The 19,438-nt window shown below is 49.7% G+C and carries 17 protein-coding genes; 15 read left to right on the top strand and 2 right to left on the bottom strand.

The window, feature by feature from the left end; all coding sequences use genetic code 11:
- Window positions 1–337: 337 nt before the first annotated feature.
- Window positions 338–1,129, bottom strand: a complete 792-nt coding sequence (locus tag Q0140_RS09285) for a UDP-N-acetylmuramate dehydrogenase (RefSeq protein WP_297963983.1) — start codon at window positions 1,127–1,129, stop codon at window positions 338–340.
- Window positions 1,130–1,489: 360 nt separating this feature from the next.
- On the opposite strand from Q0140_RS09285, the gene Q0140_RS09280 reads away from it, so the two are divergent.
- Window positions 1,490–1,708 carry a hypothetical protein gene (locus Q0140_RS09280; protein ID WP_297963981.1) on the top strand — a complete coding sequence of 73 codons (219 nt, stop codon included), beginning with the start codon at window positions 1,490–1,492 and terminating at the stop codon, window positions 1,706–1,708.
- A gap of 19 nt (window positions 1,709–1,727) precedes the next feature.
- On the opposite strand, the gene Q0140_RS09275 is transcribed toward Q0140_RS09280, so the two are convergent.
- Window positions 1,728–2,624 (bottom strand): menaquinone biosynthesis family protein, encoded by an 897-nt coding sequence (locus Q0140_RS09275; protein WP_297963979.1) that lies wholly within the window; start codon window positions 2,622–2,624, stop codon window positions 1,728–1,730.
- A gap of 296 nt (window positions 2,625–2,920) precedes the next feature.
- Here Q0140_RS09275 and recA point away from each other — a divergent pair, with 296 nt between their 5' ends.
- The 14 genes from recA to Q0140_RS09205 all read left to right on the top strand — a co-directional run bounded on the left by recA (window position 2,921) and on the right by Q0140_RS09205 (window position 19,279).
- Entirely contained in the window at window positions 2,921–3,964 is a 1,044-nt protein-coding gene (recA, locus tag Q0140_RS09270) for a recombinase RecA (RefSeq protein WP_297897512.1), read from the top strand.
- Window positions 3,964–5,214: a phosphopyruvate hydratase gene (gene eno, locus Q0140_RS09265; protein ID WP_297963987.1), complete on the top strand. Its 1,251-nt coding sequence runs from the start codon at window positions 3,964–3,966 to the stop codon at window positions 5,212–5,214. Before recA ends, eno begins: the two co-directional genes overlap by 1 nt.
- The gene (locus tag Q0140_RS09260) at window positions 5,189–6,043 is read left to right on the top strand and encodes a hypothetical protein (RefSeq protein WP_297963977.1); all 855 of its coding nucleotides are present in this window, start codon (window positions 5,189–5,191) and stop codon (window positions 6,041–6,043) included. The genes eno and Q0140_RS09260 overlap by 26 nt, the downstream gene beginning before the upstream one ends.
- Window positions 6,040–7,224, top strand: coding sequence for a hypothetical protein (locus Q0140_RS09255; protein WP_297963975.1), 1,185 nt, complete (start codon window positions 6,040–6,042; stop codon window positions 7,222–7,224). Before Q0140_RS09260 ends, Q0140_RS09255 begins: the two co-directional genes overlap by 4 nt.
- Window positions 7,225–7,237: 13 nt before the next feature.
- Window positions 7,238–7,867 carry an NAD(P)H-dependent oxidoreductase gene (locus Q0140_RS09250; protein WP_297963973.1) on the top strand — a complete coding sequence of 210 codons (630 nt, stop codon included), beginning with the start codon at window positions 7,238–7,240 and terminating at the stop codon, window positions 7,865–7,867.
- A gap of 190 nt (window positions 7,868–8,057) precedes the next feature.
- Window positions 8,058–9,431, top strand: coding sequence for an argininosuccinate lyase (argH, locus tag Q0140_RS09245; protein ID WP_297963985.1), 1,374 nt, complete (start codon window positions 8,058–8,060; stop codon window positions 9,429–9,431).
- 478 nt (window positions 9,432–9,909) lie between these two features.
- Window positions 9,910–10,542, top strand: coding sequence for a uroporphyrinogen-III synthase (locus Q0140_RS09240; protein ID WP_297963971.1), 633 nt, complete (start codon window positions 9,910–9,912; stop codon window positions 10,540–10,542).
- A gap of 242 nt (window positions 10,543–10,784) precedes the next feature.
- Window positions 10,785–12,041 carry a phosphoribosylamine--glycine ligase gene (gene purD / locus Q0140_RS09235; protein WP_297963969.1) on the top strand — a complete coding sequence of 419 codons (1,257 nt, stop codon included), beginning with the start codon at window positions 10,785–10,787 and terminating at the stop codon, window positions 12,039–12,041.
- Complete coding sequence (locus Q0140_RS09230; RefSeq protein WP_297896847.1) at window positions 12,038–12,475, top strand: RDD family protein; 438 nt, start codon at window positions 12,038–12,040, stop codon at window positions 12,473–12,475. The genes purD and Q0140_RS09230 overlap by 4 nt, the downstream gene beginning before the upstream one ends.
- Window positions 12,462–14,720: an LPS-assembly protein LptD gene (locus tag Q0140_RS09225; RefSeq protein ID WP_297963967.1), complete on the top strand. Its 2,259-nt coding sequence runs from the start codon at window positions 12,462–12,464 to the stop codon at window positions 14,718–14,720. Before Q0140_RS09230 ends, Q0140_RS09225 begins: the two co-directional genes overlap by 14 nt.
- Window positions 14,720–15,439, top strand: coding sequence for a phosphoribosyltransferase family protein (locus tag Q0140_RS09220; protein ID WP_005871536.1), 720 nt, complete (start codon window positions 14,720–14,722; stop codon window positions 15,437–15,439). Before Q0140_RS09225 ends, Q0140_RS09220 begins: the two co-directional genes overlap by 1 nt.
- Window positions 15,423–17,537 carry a polyribonucleotide nucleotidyltransferase gene (locus tag Q0140_RS09215; protein WP_297963965.1) on the top strand — a complete coding sequence of 705 codons (2,115 nt, stop codon included), beginning with the start codon at window positions 15,423–15,425 and terminating at the stop codon, window positions 17,535–17,537. The genes Q0140_RS09220 and Q0140_RS09215 overlap by 17 nt, the downstream gene beginning before the upstream one ends.
- A gap of 21 nt (window positions 17,538–17,558) precedes the next feature.
- Window positions 17,559–18,413 (top strand): universal stress protein, encoded by an 855-nt coding sequence (locus Q0140_RS09210; protein WP_297963963.1) that lies wholly within the window; start codon window positions 17,559–17,561, stop codon window positions 18,411–18,413.
- 398 nt (window positions 18,414–18,811) lie between these two features.
- Window positions 18,812–19,279 (top strand): hypothetical protein, encoded by a 468-nt coding sequence (locus tag Q0140_RS09205; protein ID WP_297963961.1) that lies wholly within the window; start codon window positions 18,812–18,814, stop codon window positions 19,277–19,279.
- Window positions 19,280–19,438 lie beyond the last annotated feature (159 nt).

Genomic DNA, 19,438 nt, shown 5'->3' with positions numbered 1-19,438 from the left:
TTTTGCGTGTTACTATCTGAGCTAAATTTGCTTGCCCGCTTAGACGGTTACGGAACGCCGATTTAGACGGCCGCGTCGGTTTGCGCGCAAAATTCAACAACTGTTTTTTACGGCGAGATAAACGAGATAAAATTGATTGCTTTTGCGGACTATTTTTGTAGCGACTATTTTAAGCGATGAAACGGCAGTTAGTATCTCGGCGCACTGTATTCGAGAGCTTTAAATTTGACGATTTCGTCGGTATTTTAAAATTTCAAAGCATAAAAAAATCCAGTGCAAAAAGACGGAATGGATGACCGAGTAAGTTTAGTCGGGGGCAAAATATACGAATTTCCTTTTATAGCACCACGACCTCGGTTTCCAGTTCGATACCGAATTCTTCAAAAACGCGGCTTTGCGCTAAATTTATGAGCGCAATCACATCCTCAAAGCTCGCGCCGCCGAAATTTATGATGAAATTGGCGTGCTGCTCGCTAAATTTCGCGCCGCCGATCGCGTGGCCTTTTAATCCCGCCGCTTCGATCAGCCTGCCCGCGGCGTCATTCGGCGGATTTTTAAAGCAGCTTCCAAAGCTTGCTCCCTTTGGCTGATTGGCGCGTTTGGCGGCGAAATCCGCGGCGAGTTCGGCATCAAAGCCGCGTGAAATTTTAAACTCGGCGCCCAAAATCGGCTCCTCGATCCCGCTTCTTCGGTAGCCGAAGCTTATCCGCTCGCGCTCCACCCAGCCGCGAGCCAGGCGCACGGCAAGTAGGCTATCGCTAATGCTCGCGCCGCTAAGCCCTGCGTTCATTTTGATTAGTCCGCCGAGCTGCCCTGGGATGTTGCGCAAAAACTCAAAGCCGCCGATGTTTTGCTTTTTGGCGAAATTATAAATTTTGCCCGACTTCGTCGCAGCCCCGATGCTAAGGACATCATCGCTTAAGCTCATGCGGTCGAACTCCTCGCTTAGCATCGCAAGGTGCGGCGGCGCGGGCGAGATGAGCAGATTATTGCCGCCGCCGATGATCGCGCCCCCCGCTATGCTCTCAAACTCCGCAAAATCGGCCTCGTCTTTTAAAATTTGCACCGCGAAACTCCCGCCGATGCGCACGGAGGTGTATTTGCTAAAATCTATCTGCTTTGTTTTCAAAATTTTGCCTTTTAAATTTCATTTCTAAATTTCGAGCTTGCCGCTCGCCGCATATCGTTTTAAAATTTAGCGATACCGCCGCGCCGCACGGTGCGAAACGCGAACGCTATCTTAAAATTTAACGCTGCTGCGATTAAATTTAGCTCGCTTTCGATACGTTTTCAGCGGCGCGCTACGTCGCACACACAGCTCGCACCCTGCGGCATAAAATACAGCTGCGCAATGTACCGTCGCACCGTGGAATTTCATCGCCGCGTAGCAGTAAATTTGAGGCGGAACATCGCACCGCGATAATAACGCCACAGCAGGCGGTTGATTGGCGCAGCTCGGCGACGATCCGCGGAAGGCTAGGCGTTAAATTTGCGCGCAAATTTAAATCCACGTCGCCCTCTACGGCTAAATTTCAAAAACGGATTACCGCACATCAAAAACGAGATAAAATTCTACCGCGCGCCTGCCTTTACGCCGAAGCGAAATTTTAGCCAAGGCGCAAACCCCTTAACGCCTAGAAATTTAGCCGAAACGAAGGGGCAGTGTTTCGAGCAAAATCAGCCGAAGCAAGGCTCAAATTTCAGCTAAATTTTAACCTCGCCCGCCTTTACATAGGGTTTTGTCCGCCGCAGTCCGCAAAACGGATCTCGTTATATTCGCGCGGGATAAAATTCTCCTGCGCGCTAATCGGCGCAGGGTAAAATCCGCGCTCGTAACCAAGCTCAAATAGCCTATCTACCGCCTTTATCTGCGCCCCCGAAAGCTCGATCGAGGCCTCGTTGGCATAAAGGCTCAGATATTTTTCGAGCTTTGCGTCGTCCACGCGGATAAGATTTCGCTCCATGAGCATATGCGACAAAAGGGGCTTATGCGCGGTGGCGATGCGCACGCCCTCCGTTAGCACGCGCTCGCACTCGGTGGCGTCCGTTATCGGCAGGCTGCGGCGAACCGCCATGCCTCCTAGCGGCAGCGGCAGATTTTCGCCCGATAGCTCGCTCCAGATATCCCAGATCTCGCGCTCTACGCAAAGCTCGTCCGAAAAGTCCAAAATGCTCTCGTGTATCAGCACGCCCGCGTCCACCTCGCCGCTTAAGACAGCGCTCTCGATCTCTAGGAAATTTTTATAAATCACGCGCGCCTGCGGGTATGCCATGCGAAAAAGCAGGGCGTTTGTCGTGTGTTTGCCGCTTAGCGCGACCTTGAAATTTCGCTTTAAAACCGCGCCCTTTTTCTTAACGAGCTTTGGGCCGTAGCCCTCGCCGAAGCTCACCGCCGTGCGCAAAAGCGCGTATTCGTCGCAGATAAGCGGATATAACGCGAAGCTAATCGCCGTGGCCTCATAGGTGCCCTTTAGCGCCTCGTCGTTTAGCGTCTGGATATCAAGCGCCGTGGCGCTAAGCTTTAGATTTTTCGAGCTCACCCAGCCAAAATCAATCGCCTTATACATAAAAATATCGTCGGCGTCGGGTGAGTGGGCGACGTTTATATGCTTAAAAATCTTCAAATTTTATCCTTTTTGCTCCGCTTTAAATTTCGCGCGCGGTGCGCAGCTTGATTCCAAAATGTTGCGAAATTATAGTGAAATTTTGCTACAGCCCTCATAAAAATGCGGAATTTCTAAAGAAAAACGTGAAAAACAGGGCCCGTTAAAAGGCTAAATTTAATGCTCTCCGCTTACCGCGCAGAACTTTTACGCTCCTTAAAAATTTCAAATTCCGATGCCACGCCAAATTTGCGCGAATAATCAAAAATTCATTTCAAATTTGGTAAAATCAAACGAATTTATTTTTAAGGAAAAACATGGACGAGGGAAAGAAAAAGACGCTGGATGCGGCGCTAAAATCGATCGACAAAGCTTTCGGCAAGGGCACGCTGGTGCGGCTGGGCGATAAGCAGGTCGAGCCGATAGACGCCATCTCTACGGGCTCTGTGGGGCTTGACATCGCGCTTGGCATCGGCGGCGTGCCGAAGGGGCGTATCATCGAGGTTTACGGGCCTGAGAGCTCGGGTAAGACGACGCTTACGCTTCATATCATCGCCGAGTGCCAAAAAGCGGGCGGAATTTGCGCATTCGTGGACGCCGAGCACGCGCTGGACGTCAAATACGCTTCAAATTTAGGCGTCGATACCGACAATCTCTACGTCAGCCAGCCCGACTTCGGAGAGCAGGCGCTTGACATCGTAGAAACCCTAGCAAAGAGCGGCGCGATCGATCTTATCGTCGTAGATAGCGTCGCTGCGCTCACGCCGAAAAACGAGATCGAGGGCGACATGGGCGATCAGCACGTGGGGCTTCAGGCGCGACTTATGAGTCAAGCGCTGCGTAAGCTCGCCGGCGTCGTGCACAAGATGAATACGACTGTGATCTTTATCAACCAAATACGTATGAAGATCGGCGCGATGGGTTACGGCACGCCAGAAACGACGACCGGCGGCAATGCGCTTAAATTTTACGCTTCGGTGCGCATCGACATACGCAAGATCGCTACTTTGAAACAAAACGAAGAGAGCATCGGCAACCGCGCCAAGGTCAAAGTCGTGAAAAACAAGGTGGCGCCGCCGTTTAAGATCGCGGAATTTGACATAATGTTCGGCAAGGGTATCAGCAAAGTGGGCGAGTTGATCGATTACGGCGTCAAGCTAGACATCGTAGATAAAAGCGGCGCGTGGTTCAGCTACGGCGACACTAAGCTAGGTCAAGGGCGCGAAAACGCTAAAATTTATCTAGAGAATAACCCTGCTGTCGCCGAAGAGATCACGGCAAAGATCCGCGAGCAGATGGGTAGCGTAAATTTCAGCGCGGACGCGGACGATGAAGAAAATTTACAAAGCGGAGATGAATGATGATTTATATCGAAGATGTTTATGCGATAGAGGTGTTAGATAGCCGCGGCAACCCGACCGTGAAAGCGACCGTGGCTCTAAGCGACGGCACCGTAGCAAGCGCGATAGTGCCAAGCGGCGCAAGCACGGGCAAACGCGAGGCGCTGGAGCTTCGCGACGGGGGCGATAGATACTGCGGCAAGGGCGTGCTAAAAGCGGTGGAAAACGTAAATTCGCAGATCGCCGAAGCCGTGATCGGGCTGGATGCTTTCGATCAAAAGGCGCTTGATGATGAAATGCGCGAGCTTGACGGCACCGATAACTACTCAAATTTGGGCGCGAACGCCGTGCTTGGCGTATCTATGGCGGTAGCGCGCGCGGCTGCCAAAAGCCTTGACATACCTTTGTATCGCTACCTAGGCGGCGCGAACGCTAGCGTACTGCCGGTGCCGATGTTTAATATCATCAACGGCGGCGCGCACGCGAACAACAGCGTGGATTTTCAAGAATTTATGATTATGCCGTTTGGATTTGATAAATTTAGCGACGCGCTGCGAGCGGCGAGCGAAATTTACCACACGCTAAAAGGCCTTCTAAACGCGGCAGGCCACAGTACGGCAGTGGGGGATGAGGGCGGATTTGCGCCGAATTTAAACGACAATGAAGAGCCGATCAAACTAATCATGCAAGCTATCGAAAAAGCAGGCTACAAGGCAGGCGAACAGATCAAACTAGCCCTTGACGTCGCAGCTAGCGAGCTGTACGAAAACGGCAAATACAAGCTAGAGGGCAAGGAATTTAGTAGCGAAGAGCTAATCGAGCGATACGCGCAGCTTTGCGAGAAGTATCCGATATTTTCGATCGAAGACGGCCTAAGCGAGGACGACTGGGCGGGCTGGGCAAAGCTAACTAGCAGGCTTGGCTCTAAAGTGCAGCTTGTGGGCGACGATCTATTTGTAACGAACGAGAAAATTTTGCGCGAAGGCACCCAAAAAGGCGTAGCTAACGCGATTCTAATAAAACCAAATCAAATCGGCACGGTTAGCCAAACTATGCAGACGATCCGCCTAGCTCAGCGCAAAGGCTACCGCTGCGTGATGAGCCACAGAAGCGGCGAGAGCGAGGATAGCTTTATCGCGGACTTCGCCGTCGCGATGAATACTGGCCAAATCAAAACGGGCGCGACCTCAAGAAGCGAACGCAACGCAAAATACAACCGCCTGCTTGAGATCGAGCGCGAGACGGATGAGTTTTTGGGAAATCAAATTTAAAATGTTTTTTAAAAAAAAGTCCAAGCGGGGCTTAAAGGGCGGCGCGCAGCGCACCTATACGGACGGAGCGGATTATACGGACACGCAAGGCAAATATTCAGACGCAGACTTTGACGAGGACGATTTTTTTGACGATGATGAATTTTATAGCGATGAAAATTTTGGCGGAGGCTTTAGCGAGGTAGGGGCTGGCTTCCGCCAAAATCGTAGCGGCGCTTCGCGTGGTATAGATGAAGCAGGCTCTACCTCTGAAGCCACAAGTGGTAACTCTAATTTAATCGGCAAAAGCTTTGCTGCAAGCGGAAACTACGAAGGCAGCGCGCAAGCAGACGCGGGCTTTTACAGCGCGGAATTTATTGGAGGCAGCGATTTAAAGAGTGCAGAATTATACGTGAAAGAAAATCGCTTCCCAAACGACGCGGATTTTGCGGCTCAGAGCGTAGAGCGCGGCTCTCAAGGCACGGGCTTTGCGGCACAAGACATAAATTCTGCAACGCAAGGATTTTCTTTTACACCGCAAAACGCAGATCCTGCCGCTAAAAAAGCTTTAAAGAAGCGTAAAAATTTAAAAGAACGGCTGAATTTTATCAATCCGTTTTCACCGCTTAAGCAGATTTTTGCAGCTCTTGCGCTGATCGTCTGCGTTGTTTTTGCAGGCATCTTCGTGGGTGATGTGCTATTTGGCAAGCGATCGTTTGAAGTGCTGCGCCAGCTGCAAAAAGAAAAGGCGTTTTTATTCACCGACGTCGAGCGGCTAAAAGAGGAAAACGCTGAGCTGCAAAAGCTTTATTTAGAGCGTCGCTCGCTCGATCCGGACCTTAAAAAATGAGAAAAATTTCTTTGCTAATTTTAGGTCTTTGCGCTTTTTTAAACGCTGAGAATTTAAATGGCGCAAATTCAAACGCTACGAAACCTAGCATCGTCGCGGTAAAAGAGCAAAATTCTACCGATTTGGCGATTAAAGAGCCAAAAACAGGTGCACAAAGCCCAAACGCTAAAAAGCAAGCTGTAATGAGACCTGAAACATCTAAAAGTCCTACCGCAGCAATCCAAAAAAGCGCCGCAGAAGCTAATTCCAGTATTAAAGCAAGCGCCGCCAAAAAAGCCGTGAGTGCACAGCTCTCGCAGACCGAAAAAAAAGCTCCTGGCCCCAAAGCGGGCATCGGCGCTCCTTTGCAGGTTATAAAAACGGAGCTGAACTCTTCTGCGCAGCCTTCAGTTGCGATGCTTCCGCCTCCTGATGAGTTACCAATCGTGCCAGAAGTAAGCGAGCCAAATTCTACAATGGTGCAAAATTTCAAAGCGGCACAGAATTCTACAGCTCAAAATTCTACGGTGCAAAACTCCACTATGCAACAAAACGCGCAATCTGCTCCGCAAAATTCCAATCCGGCGCAAAGCTCCGCCGCCACGCCGCAAAATACTCCCGCGCCCAAAAATTTCACGCAGCAAACCTTTGCGCTTCCTTCAGACGCTCTTACGATCGAAAGCCTGATCGTGCGATATAGGGACGACGACGGGACTCTGCACGAAAAGATCGTTGATATCAATCGCTCGATTGATTGGCACGATGACTTCGTGTTAAGCGCTAGCGCCAAACCTGCGCTACATAGGGCACTGGACGTCTCGGTTACTTCGACTGATCCAAATTTACAAAAGCAGGTCTCGCAAAGTGGTACCACACCTAGCTTCGCGCCGCGCCTAGAGCTGCCGCTAGAGACGCTTAAATTTGACGACGGATTAAAATTTGTCATTCGCAAAGACAGCGTGCAGCTCATCACCGCAGACGATTTCAAAAGCTCCGACGCAAACGCTTCGGGCGCGCTTGAGGCTGAGTTTTGGCGCCAAGATATCCCGCTTAGCGGCGCGAGCTTTGCTGTAAATATCGGCGGCTTTAGCGACATCAACGTCACCAAAGAGGACGGCTACTACCGCATCGGCGTGCGCTCGCGCGAGGGCAACCTCAGCATCAGGCGCAAAGATGGCGGGTATTTGATCTACAAAAACTAATCAAGGAGAGGCTATGACACATTTAGAGATTATGAAATTTCGCCACGCGTGCAAAATTTTTGACGAGAATAAAAAGATCGGTAAAGCCGATTTCGACGCTATTTTGCAGGCAGGCATCTTAGCACCTAGTTCTACGGGGCTAGAGCAATGGGACTTTTTGGTTGTGCAAAACAAGGCACTGCGCGAGCAGATCCGCGAAAAATCATGGAATCAGCCGCAGATCACCTCTTGCTCACATCTGGTCGTGATTTTAGCAAAGATCAAGGACATAAAGTTAGGAAGTGATTATATCGAGCGAATGATTACGCGCAAAAAAGATGAAGCGCCCAAATATATCGGCGACAGGCATAAATTTTATCAAGATTTTTTAAGCGGTTATTTTCACAACGACGATGAGGAGCTATTTAATTGGTCGCACGCGCAGTGCATGTTCCCAGCACTTGCGATGATGAACGAGGCCGCAAGCCACGGCATCGACAGCTGCCCTATGGAGGGCTTTGATCGCGCTGCGCTCGGAGAGATTTTGGATCTAAAATGGAATGAGCGCCGCGTGGCGCTACTCGTGCCTTTCGGCTACCGCGTAAACCCGCAGCCGCAAAAGATCCGTCGCGGCATGGATGACGTAGTAAAGTGGATCGAATAAGCTGGCAAGCGCTTTTGAAGCGCTAAGCTTGAGGCGCAGTAAATTCCAAACCGAGTGCGAAAGCGCGGTACGCGCATTCTTAGGAATTTACCGCGCTTTAGCCTTTTTCTCGCCCATAAATTTTGTGCGGCGAGATTTAAAATTTTATAAAATCACCGAAAATTTAAACGAAGGAGCGAGCGTGAAAAAAATGTGGGAGGGGCGCTTTAGCGAGGCGAGTTCGGCGCTTTTGGAAGAGTTTAACGCCTCGATCGGCTTTGATAGGGCGCTTTGGCGGGAGGATATCGCAGGCAGCAAAGCTCACGCAAGAATGCTCGGCGCCTGTGGGATCTTAAAGCAGGGCGAGAGCGAAAAGATCGTCGCGGGGCTTGACGCCGTGTTTGAGGAGATAAAAAGCGGTAAATTTGAGTTTAAAACCGCCGACGAGGACATCCACATGGCGGTCGAAAAGCGCCTAAGCGAGCTCATTGGAAGCGATCTTGGCGGTAGGCTGCACACTGCGCGCAGCAGAAACGATCAGGTCGCGCTTGATTTTCGCCTCTACGTGCTTAAAAGCGGCGCTCAGGTTGCCGAAAAAATCCGCGAACTAGTCACCGCGCTGCGAGATATCGCTAGCGAGCACGCAGATACGCTAATGCCCGGCTACACGCACCTTCAGCACGCCCAGCCCGTGAGCCTTGCCTATCATCTGCTAGCTTATGCGTTTATGTTTCGCCGCGACTACGAGCGCTTTGCCAGCTCGCGCGAGCGAAATAACCTCTGTCCGCTAGGCTCTGCCGCGCTTGCCGGCACGCCGCATCCGATAAACCGCGAGCTAGTCGCGCGAGAGCTAGGCTTTGCGGGAGTGACGCCAAACGCGATGGATAGCGTCAGCGACCGCGATTTCGCGCTGGAGATTTTGTTTAACGTAAGCGTGCTGATGACGCATGCGTCGCGCCTGTGCGAGGAGCTCATCTTGTGGAGCTCGCAGGAGTTCGGCTTTGTCACGATCAGCGACGCCTACAGCACGGGCAGCTCGATCATGCCGCAGAAGAAAAACCCCGACGTCGCCGAGCTAATCCGCGGCAAAGCGGGGCGCGTAAACGGAAATCTCGTCGCGCTGCTAACGGTGATGAAGGGCTTGCCGCTAGCCTATAACAAGGATATGCAAGAGGACAAGGAGGGCGTTTTTGACAGCGTCGCCACCGCGCTTACGAGCCTTGAAATTTTAAAACAGATGCTAAAAACGGCTAAATTTAACGAGCAAAATATGCTAGCAATGACGCGCCGCGGGCACCTCACGGCGACCGATCTGGCCGACTTTTTGGTGCGGGAGAAAAACGTGCCGTTTAGACAAGCTCACTTCATCACGGGCAAGGCCGTGGCGTATGCGGAAAATTTGGGCCTGGATTTGAGTGAGCTAAATGCGCAGCAGCTTGCGAGCGTGGATGAAAGCTTGGGCGGCGATGCGGTTAAATTTCTTGACCTAAATGCATCCAAAGAGGCGCGCAAGTCGCAAGGAGGCACGGCAAATGAGAGCGTTGCGGCGCAGATTGAAATTTTAAACGGGTGGCTGAAGGGATAAATTTAAGAGCCTAAGAGCGGCGAAATTTTAAAATTTAGCGCTCGTAGTTTTGAAATTTCGTAGCCGCGGTTTTAAATTTTAAAATTTGGCGAACTTGACGATCTGTGTGGATGCATACACAGGCTGCGCGGAGCTGACGAGCTATGTAATACGTCTGCCGCGCGCAGATCGAGCTTTGCAGCGGCGTTTTTAGGTGCTCGCCGCAGGCTGCGAAATAAAATTTAAAAAGCAGAGCTCGCGTAAAGCGATGAATTTAAATTTGACGCTTCGCTTGCGAGATAAAATTTTAAAAAGCGTGCCGCCGCTAGGTTGCTTAAGTGCGACTAAAAAGCGGAGCAGGCTTTGCGGGCGAGTTTTTAATCGGCGCGGAGGGCGGAGCAAAGCAGAATTAAATTTTAAACTCAAAGATTAATGACCGCGGATCGGATTTTTTCGAGAGCGGAATTTAATCGAAGCAAATTTAAACATGGAGGGCATTTTGATATATCTGGTGTCTAATACGAAATTTGATCATCCGCAGGTGAGGCAGCTTGCGGTCTGCGAGATAAAATTTCTCAAATTTAGCCTGCCTGCGCAGACGGGCGCGCTAATTTTTACCTCCAAAAATGCGGTGGCGGCGATAAAATTTAATGAAATTTCGCTTGATTTAGATATCCCCGTTTACGCTATCGGCGAGCCGTGCGCTGCGGCTGCGCGCGAGTTTGGATTTCGCGATATCTACACGGCGCGGCACGGGCACGGAAATGAGTTTGCCGCGGAGATCGCGCCGCTCTTGCAGGGCAGAGACGCGCTGTATCTGCGCGCGCGCGAGACGGTATCGAGGCTGGAGCAAATTCTATCTAGCGCCGGCGTGCGGCTGCAAAGCGTGATCGCCTACGAAAATTGCATCCTTAGCCTCCCCGCCGCCGCAAAGCCGCCGCAAGGCAGCACGCTGATTTTTACCTCGCCTAAGAACGTTCGCGGCTTTACCGCAAATTTCGGCTGGGACGGGGGCTACAGGGCGGTCTGTATCGGTAGGACGACGGCGAGCGTTTTGAGCGAGTTTTGCGAGCCGATAATCTGCGAAAGAATGTCGATAAAATCCTGCGTCGATCTGGCGCTTTTGCCATAGTTTAAGCAAATTTAGACTATAATTTTGCCCAAGCCTGGGTGAAGCGAGAGCGTTTTATATGAGGGTTCAACATATTTGTATAAGCGACGACGTGAGAGGTCCGTGTGACGCGGCTCGGCTCGAGCTTTTTTAAAGTTACGGGTTGCGACCTAGAGATTTTTCCTAGTTGCAAGATTGGCTTTGTTTGAGCCGATTCTTTTTACGCAACGCTCACTTGGGTTTTTTACGTTACGGAGGCTTCATTGAATATCCTAATAATCGGCGGCGGCGGTAGAGAATACGCGATCGGGCTAAGACTTCGCGAGGATAAAAACGTTTTAAATCTGTATTTTGCTCCGGGAAACGGCGCTACTAAGGCGCTCGGTAAAAATTTAGATTTAAAAGATTTTAATGAGCTCGCACTCTTTGCTAAAAACAACGACGTAGCCCTTACCGTCGTAGGCGCCGAAGAGCCGCTTACAAAAGGTATCGTGGATATTTTTAAAGCGCAAGGTCTTGCAATATTCGGTCCCAGCGCCGCTGCGGCGAAGCTTGAGGGCTCTAAAGCCTATATGAAGGACTTTCTGGCGCGAAATCATATTAAAACCGCAAAATTTCTAAGCAGCGACGATCTCCCCGAAATTTCAAAATTTATAGACGATCTAAACGGTCGCGTCGTGGTTAAAGCGGACGGCTTGTGCGCAGGCAAGGGCGTCATAATCGCAAATTCCAAAGATGAAGCTAAAAAAGCCGCGGCGGATATGCTAAGCGGCGAAAGCTTCGGCGAAGCCGGCAAGCGCGTCGTCGTGGAGGAGTTTTTAGATGGTTACGAGCTGAGCTTTTTTGCGATCTGCGACGGGGAGAATTTCGTAAGTCTGCCCGTAGCGCAGGATCATAAAAAATTGCTTGACGGCGATCTGGGCCCGAACACCGGCGGCATGGGAGCTTATGCGCCAAGCCCGCTAGCGGATGCCGCGCTGATAAAAAGAGTGCAGAGCGAGATCGTAGCACCTACACTAAAAGGAATGAGGCAGCAGGGCGCGCCCTTTTGCGGTGTGCTATTCGTGGGGCTTATGATCGTGGGCGGCGAGCCTTACGTGCTGGAGTACAACGTCCGCTTCGGCGATCCGGAGTGCGAGGTTTTGATGCCGCTAATTGACGGAAATTTGAGCGAAATTTTATACAACGCCGCCGTAGGCAAGCTAAGTAGCATAAGCTTAAAAGAGCGATTCGCGGTGGGCGTCGTGATGGCTAGCGAGCGCTACCCTTACGGCTCTTCGCAGCCTGCTTTGATCGAAGTCGGCGAAATTCCCGCGGGAGCGCATATCTGCTACGCAGGCGTGAGCGAGCGGGAGGGGCAGATTTACGCTAGCGGCGGGCGCGTTTTGGTAAGCGTGGGCGTCGCACAGAGCCTAAAGCAGGCGCGCGACGCGGCTTACGCGCTGTGCGAAAATATAAAATTTAGCGGCGCGCAGTATAGGCGCGATATCGCGTATCAAGCCTTAAGAGATAAAATTTGAACATCGCTCCGCTTGGCAAGCGCGTAATTGCGTTTAGTATCGACGAAGCGGTGAGCGTAACGCTTTTTGTAGTCGTGCTATTTGCTATTGACGAGCCAGAGCTTGTCGCAGCGGCGCAGAGCGGAAGCAATCTTGAGGTACAAAAGATCGCGTCAAAATTCATTTTGCATTACGCGATAATAAAATTTTTATATCAGGCGATTTTTGTCTATCTATACGGCGCGACGCTAGGCAAGCTTGCGGTTAAAATTTATTGCGTCCGCGCCGACGGCAGCGCTATGGATATCACTACTGCAGCGATCCGCGCGGCGGTTAGGTTGATAAGCGAGATGATCTTTTATATGGGATTTTTGGTGGCGCTTTTTACGAACTCGCGTCAGAGCCTGCATGATATGGCGGCGAAAACATTGGTGGTAGAGATTGAAAAAGAGTAAAAAATTTAAAATTCTAGCGCTTAGTTTTAGCGCTCTTTTAGCAAGTAGTGCGAGCGCAAAGGTCCAAGACGTCGAGCTTATAGCAGATAATGTCGAGAAAAACGGCTTTTTGACGGAGGCCAGTGGCAACGTAACGGTGTATTCGCAGGACTACTTTATCACCGCCGATCGCGCTACATACGACGAGCAAAACGGGATCATCGAGCTTTTTGGTAACGTCAATGCGATGCGCGGCAGCAGCGAAACCACCCGCGCCGAATATGTCAAAATCGATCTGAAAAACGATAAGCAGCAAGCCGACGTAAATTTTATGATGGACAAGGACTCCGAGCTTTGGATGCAAAACGACGCCAGCTGCAGCGACAGCGAGTATTACCGCGTGAAGGGCTCCAGCGTATCTAGCTGCAACGTTACCGATCCTGATTGGCGGATTAAATTTAGCAGCGGCATGCTCAATAAAGAGAGCAAATTCCTCCATCTTTTCAATCCGAGATTTTACGTGGGCGATGTGCCGGTGCTCTATCTGCCGTATTTCGGCTTTCCGACCGACCGTACGCGCCGCACGGGCTTGCTGCCTCCCGAGGCTGGCTACATTAGCAAGGAGGGGATTTATTATAAGCAGCCGATCTATTTTGCGCCTTACGATAGCTGGGATTTTCAGCTCGATCCGCAGGTGCGCAGCAGAAGGGGCTTTGGCGTATACGGGACATTTCGATTTACGGAGTCGCCGTATTCTTACGGCGAGATTAGAGGTGGAGTTTTCGATAACTTCTCGAGAGCGCAAAAGCGCCTCGAATACAAAAACGAGCGCCATCACGGCTTTGAAGTTCAATACGATCGCAGCAAGCTCGCGACCTATCTGCTAGACGGCGATCTACGCGAAAATTTATGGATCGATTTTACTCAGCTAAACGACCTTGAATACTACGATCTGAAGGAAAAGGGAGGTCTTGGCGACGATGCGGATAATTCGCTCGTAACTTCGCGGCTGAATTATTATTTGACCGGTGACGAGCACTATTTCGGCGCTTACGGACGCTACTACATCGATACAAGCAAGCTAAACGCCGATAATACCTTCCGCAACGAAGATACCGTCCAAGAGCTTCCGACGCTGCAATATCATAAATTTAGCAATGATTTGGGGCTGCCAAATTTGATCTATTCGCTTGATGCAAAAGCGCGTAATTATACCAGATGGGAGGGCGCGACTGCTCGCCAATACGAGTTTGACGTGCCGATTAGTATAAGCACGCCACTACTGGCGGATTATTTAAATTTCGCCTTTACCGAGCGAGTGTATATGACTAATATCGATTGGCACGATAAATTCTACTACGCAAACGGAGATCTTGGCGAGGATAAAAGCACTTTCTACGCTAATCAATACACTGAGCTTTCGCTCTACACCGATGTAGCCAGGGCTTACGATAGCTTATATCATACGATGAGCTGGAGGGCGGATTTTAGAATTCCCGGATGGCAGCAAGGCGACATCGAGGATAGAATTTTAAAGTATCATCAGTATAAATACGATCTTGCTCGCGGCGCAGTAGATCGCTCGCGGCTGGGTAACTTGCAAGACTCGCTTTATTGGGAGGATAACTTCTTAAGCGAGCTTAGTGACGAATACACCCACGAAAATGCAGCTTTAAGTATGACGCAGTTTTTTTATAATGAAGACGGACGTAAATTCTTACGCCATAGCGTCAAGCAGCGATATGACTTCGACGATCATGAGTTTGACGATTTAGAACACCGCATCGATGCGTATTTTGCAAATGGGCTAAATATCGGAAACCGCTTTACCTACTCGCATAAATATAAAAGCTTCGATAAGGTCTATACCTACGCCAACTACTCCAACGACGATTTTAGCTTTGGACTTAGTCACGCTTACGAATACGAAAAGCTAAGCATGGAGCCTAAACGCTATACGAAAGATAACTACGGCATCGTAAATGCTTCGGTAAATTTGCCTAGGAATAATAAAATTTTTGGGCGTTGGGATTACGACTTGGAGCGATCTTATTCTAAAATGTGGCGCGTGGGACTTTCTCATACGCGCAAATGCTGGAATTACTCTTTTGTGTATCAAGAGGATATCGAGCCTAAAAATACCAGTACGACGGGCTACAGCAAAGCAAGCAAGGAGCGCGGAATTTACTTTCTCGTAAATTTCTATCCGTTCGGCGGAGTAGGGTATGATTTTTCAGTAGATAGCGAATACGGAAGCGAAAAATAATGACGCCTAGAGCTGAGCTGATGTTTGAAAACCAAATCGACGCCGCGATGAAACTCGCAGAAATTTTACCCGCTACCGTGATCAAAAACGAAAATTTTCTAATAATCGCTCAGTCTCTGGAGTCGCTTCCTATCGCAAACCATCTTGCTCTAAAACTAGGGCTTGCTTATGAGTTTTTATTCACAGAGCCTGTTTTAGCGCCAAATAATCCTGAATGCGCGATCGCGTGCGTAAGCGAAACCCAAGAGATCGTGATGGTAGATGAGCTCGTGCGAAGCTTCGGCATCAGCCTGGATTACGTTTACGGGCAGGCGAATAGACTTTATGAGGAGAAAATTTTAAAAAACATGTATAAATTTCGCAAGGGCGAGCTTTTGGGAAATTTGGAGAAAAAAAACGTCATCTTGGTAGATGAGGGGTGTGAGAGCGGGCTGACTGCACTTACTTGCATAAAGACGCTCGTAAGCTTAAACGCCAAAGCGATCTTTTATGCCACGCCCGTTATCGGCAGCGATAATGCAGACGAGATCGCCATGCTAGTAGATGGAATTTATGCCGTTCACAAGATCAGAGACTTTGTGAACGTGGATTTTTATTACAAAGAAAAAACGCTCTCAAGCGCGGAGGAGATAATGCAAATTTTAAACAAATGCCCGCTTTATCTGCCGTTTCACGAAACCAACAAAAATAAGGAGAAAATTAATGCAGTGCAAAATTGAAGTAAATGGCAATACCGAAATTTTCGATATCAATAAGGTCGCAAAGCAAGCCGCGGGTGCGGCGCTTTTGCGTGTGAAAAATACCGTCGTGCTAGCTACCGTAGCGCGCGAAGAGACGCAGGTGCAGGAGGACTTTTTGCCTCTTACCGTGCAATATATCGAAAAGATGTACGCAGCAGGTAGAATCCCCGGAGGCTACATTAAGCGCGAGACCAAGCCGGGCGATTTTGAGACGCTAACGAGCCGCATCATAGACCGCTCGCTGCGCCCGCTCTTTCCAAAGGGATACGCATATCCGACGCAGATCGTAGTTTACGTGCTATCGGCAGATCCCGAGGTTGATCTGCAAGTCGTCGCTCTTAATGCGGCGTCCGCGGCGCTATATCTTAGCGACATCCCGATTAAAGCGCCCGTTTGCGGCGTGCGCATAGGCTATCAAAATGGAAATTTCATCCTAAATCCGAGCAACTCCGCGCTTAAAAATAGCGCACTTGATCTTTACGTAGCCGGCGTCGGCGATGAGCTTTTGATGATCGAGATGCGCTCCCTGCCGCAGATTAACGGCGGCGCGCAGCAGATGAATGAATTTGGCGAAGATCTGATGGTAGATGCGATTGATTTTGCCACAAAGGCGATAAGTGCTGGCTCAAACGCTTACGAAGAGGCTTTTCTGCCGCTTAAAAAGCCGGATGCGAGCTTGGAGTACAAGCCCGAGATCGAGGATGAGGATATCGCGGATTTTATCGACGCGAACTACAAAGACGCCGTCAAAGCTGCAATCAATCAGATGGCAAAGAGCGAACGCGCTACCGAACTAAACAAAATCGTGGATCAAATTTTAACCACCGAGGCTGCGGCGCAAAACGAGTGGAGCAAAGAGGTGATCTCCAGCGTCATCGGCAAGTATAAGCGCGGCATCATCCGTACGCAGATCATCGAAGATCGCCGCAGAGCCGACGGACGCGCGCTTGATGAGGTGCGCCCGATCAGTATCGAGACCAATATCCTGCCGTGCGCGCACGGAAGCTGCCTATTTACGCGCGGACAGACGCAGGCTTTGGTCGTCACTACGCTAGGCGGCGATAGCGACGCGCAGCTAAGCGACAGCCTAACGCAGCTTGAGCCGATCAGCGATAGATTTATGTTTAACTACAACTTCCCGGGCTTTTGCGTAGGCGAAGCAAGCCCGCTCAAAAGCCCGGGTAGACGCGAGCTGGGACATGGAAATTTAGCCAAAAGAGCGCTATATCCGAGCATCGATCTAAACTCGCCGCAGTCTATCCGCGTGGTGAGCGAAATTTTAGAGAGCAACGGCTCAAGCTCGATGGCTTCGGTCTGCGGCGGCGCGCTATCGCTTCGGGCGGCGGGCGTACCTACGCTAAAGCTCGTTGCGGGCGTAGCGATGGGCTTGATTTTTGAGGGCGACAAGCATGCCGTGCTAACCGACATAATGGGGCTTGAGGATCACGACGGCGATATGGATTTTAAGGTCGCGGGCACCTATGAGGGCATCACTGCGCTTCAGATGGATATCAAGCTCGGCGGCATCAGCCTGGAGGTCTTAAAAGAGGCTCTCGCGCAGGCAAAGCAGGCTCGCGCGCATATTCTGGGCTTGATGGAGCAGGCGGACGCGGCGATCGTCATAAATGAAGATGTGCTTCCGAAGCTTGAAATTTTTAGCGTCGATCCGAGCAAAATCCCCGACATCATCGGTCAGGGCGGCAAGGTCATCAAAGAGATCACCGAAAGCTTCGGCGTAAATATCGATCTGGATCGCGAAAAGGGCGAGGTCAAGATCCAAGGCGCAAAATCGGGCGGCGTATCGGGCGCGAAAGAGAAAATTTTATCGATAGTCTCAAATTCTCGCGATTTTCGCAAGCCGCGCGGTGAACGCAAAGAGGTAAAATTTCAGATCGGCGAGGAGTTTGACGGCGTGGTGCAAAGCGTGCTGGATTTCGGCACTTTCATCTCGCTACGAGACGGCGTGGACGGATTGCTGCGCGCTAAATTTATCACGACGCCTTACAAGGCGGGCGACGTGGTGCGAGTGCGCGTGACCGATCAGAAAGGCACTAAAATTTCACTGGAATTAGCTTAAAATTTTAATAGGAGCGTAAAGATGCAGCTTAAAAAGATTTTTTTCCCTATCGGCGGCGGCGAGGAGCTGGCAGAGCGCATACACGGAGCGCTGCTAGTGAATAAATTTTTCGGTACGCACATCAACATAATGGCGTGCCAGCTCGATCCTAAGATGATCTACAACGTCCGTATGACGCTAAAAGGCGGCGTGTTGATGGAGGAGTTTTTAAAATCTGCAGGAGACGAGATGCAGGCCGAGCGCGAGGTGATCAAAGCTATCTTCGACGCTGAATGCGCCAAGCTGGGCCTAGATCAAAACGACGACGATCACGTCCCAAATAGCGCCGCTTTGAGGCATATGGTGGGCATCCGCTCCGAGCTGGTCGAGAAATACTCTAAATATTGCGATTTAGTACTGGTCTCGGTGCCGCCTACGGGCTCTATCACTGGCACGTTCGAGGCGGCGGTCACCAAAAGCGGCAAGCCTTGCATCGTCATACCGCGCAAGCTACAGGAGTTTAGGGCGGATAAAATTTTAGTTTCGCTTACCGGCACTGCGGCGTCTGCAAGGGCGCTCGATAATTGGCTAGAGCTTTTACAGCGCGCCAAATCTATCACCGTTATTACCGCAAATCACTACCTTCAGGATGATCTTGCCGAAACTAAGCGCCGTATAAGTGACTATCTAGCCTTGCATGACGTTAAAATCGATGTTTTTGAGGCGTTAAACGCCGAGGGCAAGATCCCGGGACAGGTGCTACTAGAGTATGCAGACGCGGGCGATTTCGACCTCATAGTCGCGGGCTTGCACTCGGACAGCGGCATAAAAGAAATTTTCTTAGGCGGCGCGTCGAAATACTTCCTGCAAAAGACCAAAATTCCGGTATTAATGTAGCTTGAGGCTTGGGTGCCGTGTCGCGGTACGCTGCCCGTACCGCGTCTAAGCTTAATCGGCTTTTAAGCGCCGCAAGCTAAAGCTTAAATTTTAATCGGCTCGCTTTAGCTTTGTTAGCCCGTCCGCAAATCGTGCAGTTATGCTTCTTGCAGATGGGTTGCGATTAATTTTATTGCTAGCTTTGCTAACGAGCCGCATTTGCTTTGCTACGGCTAGCGGAAGCAAATATATCCGCAGCGAGCGGGGTTAGCGGTCGCGGCAAGCTCACCGGTCTATCTTTAAGCGCGGCGAGTTTGAAATTTCTATGCTTGCCGTTTTCGATTGCGTCGCAGATTTCGCATAACTTTGCGCTTGAAATTTCCGCTTGCACATTAAATTTTAAATTCCAAGGAGCGCAGATGGCGTTTGAAAATGCAATCATCACCAAAGAGGATGATGAGAAGTATGGATTGAGCGAAATATTTTATAAATATAATCCGCCGTATAAAGAATTTATTAACAAACGAAAATGGACTATTGACAAAAGTAGAAATTGTTGGATGTGGTGTCTTTATAGCTTTCCTAGTAATGAGTTTGATCATGCTCTTAGTACAGAGACTATTTGGATTCTATATTATAATAATGAATTACTAGAGGTAATTATGGATTATGAAATTATTATAAACAGAACTTTAAAACCAGAAAAATTTCATAGAATCTGGAAATTCCTAGATTTAAAACCAAATCATACGCAAAGTCTTAATAAGCAAGATATTTTGCATTTACTAAAAGAAATTTTAGAGGTATATAGAGATCGTGATTTGTTTGGAGAGGAGCCAAACTACACTACGGAACTCCAAGACTTAACCGATTGCAATGCAAAATAGAGCTTTAAATTTAACTCCATCTTAGTCCTGCATAAAACCAAATTTTATAAAACTCTAGAATTTCGCAGAATTTTAAAATTTTAAAATTCCAAAATCCTATAATTCCAAAATTTTAAATTCCCGTCTTAAAATTTCTTGTAAATAAAATTTATCAAAATC

Origin of the sequence: uncultured Campylobacter sp., assembly GCF_938045405.1 — a bacterium.
Classification (GTDB): Bacteria; Campylobacterota; Campylobacteria; order Campylobacterales; family Campylobacteraceae; genus Campylobacter_B.
Note: the sequence above shows the minus strand (reverse complement) of the source record. Positions and strands in the feature narration are given on the sequence as shown.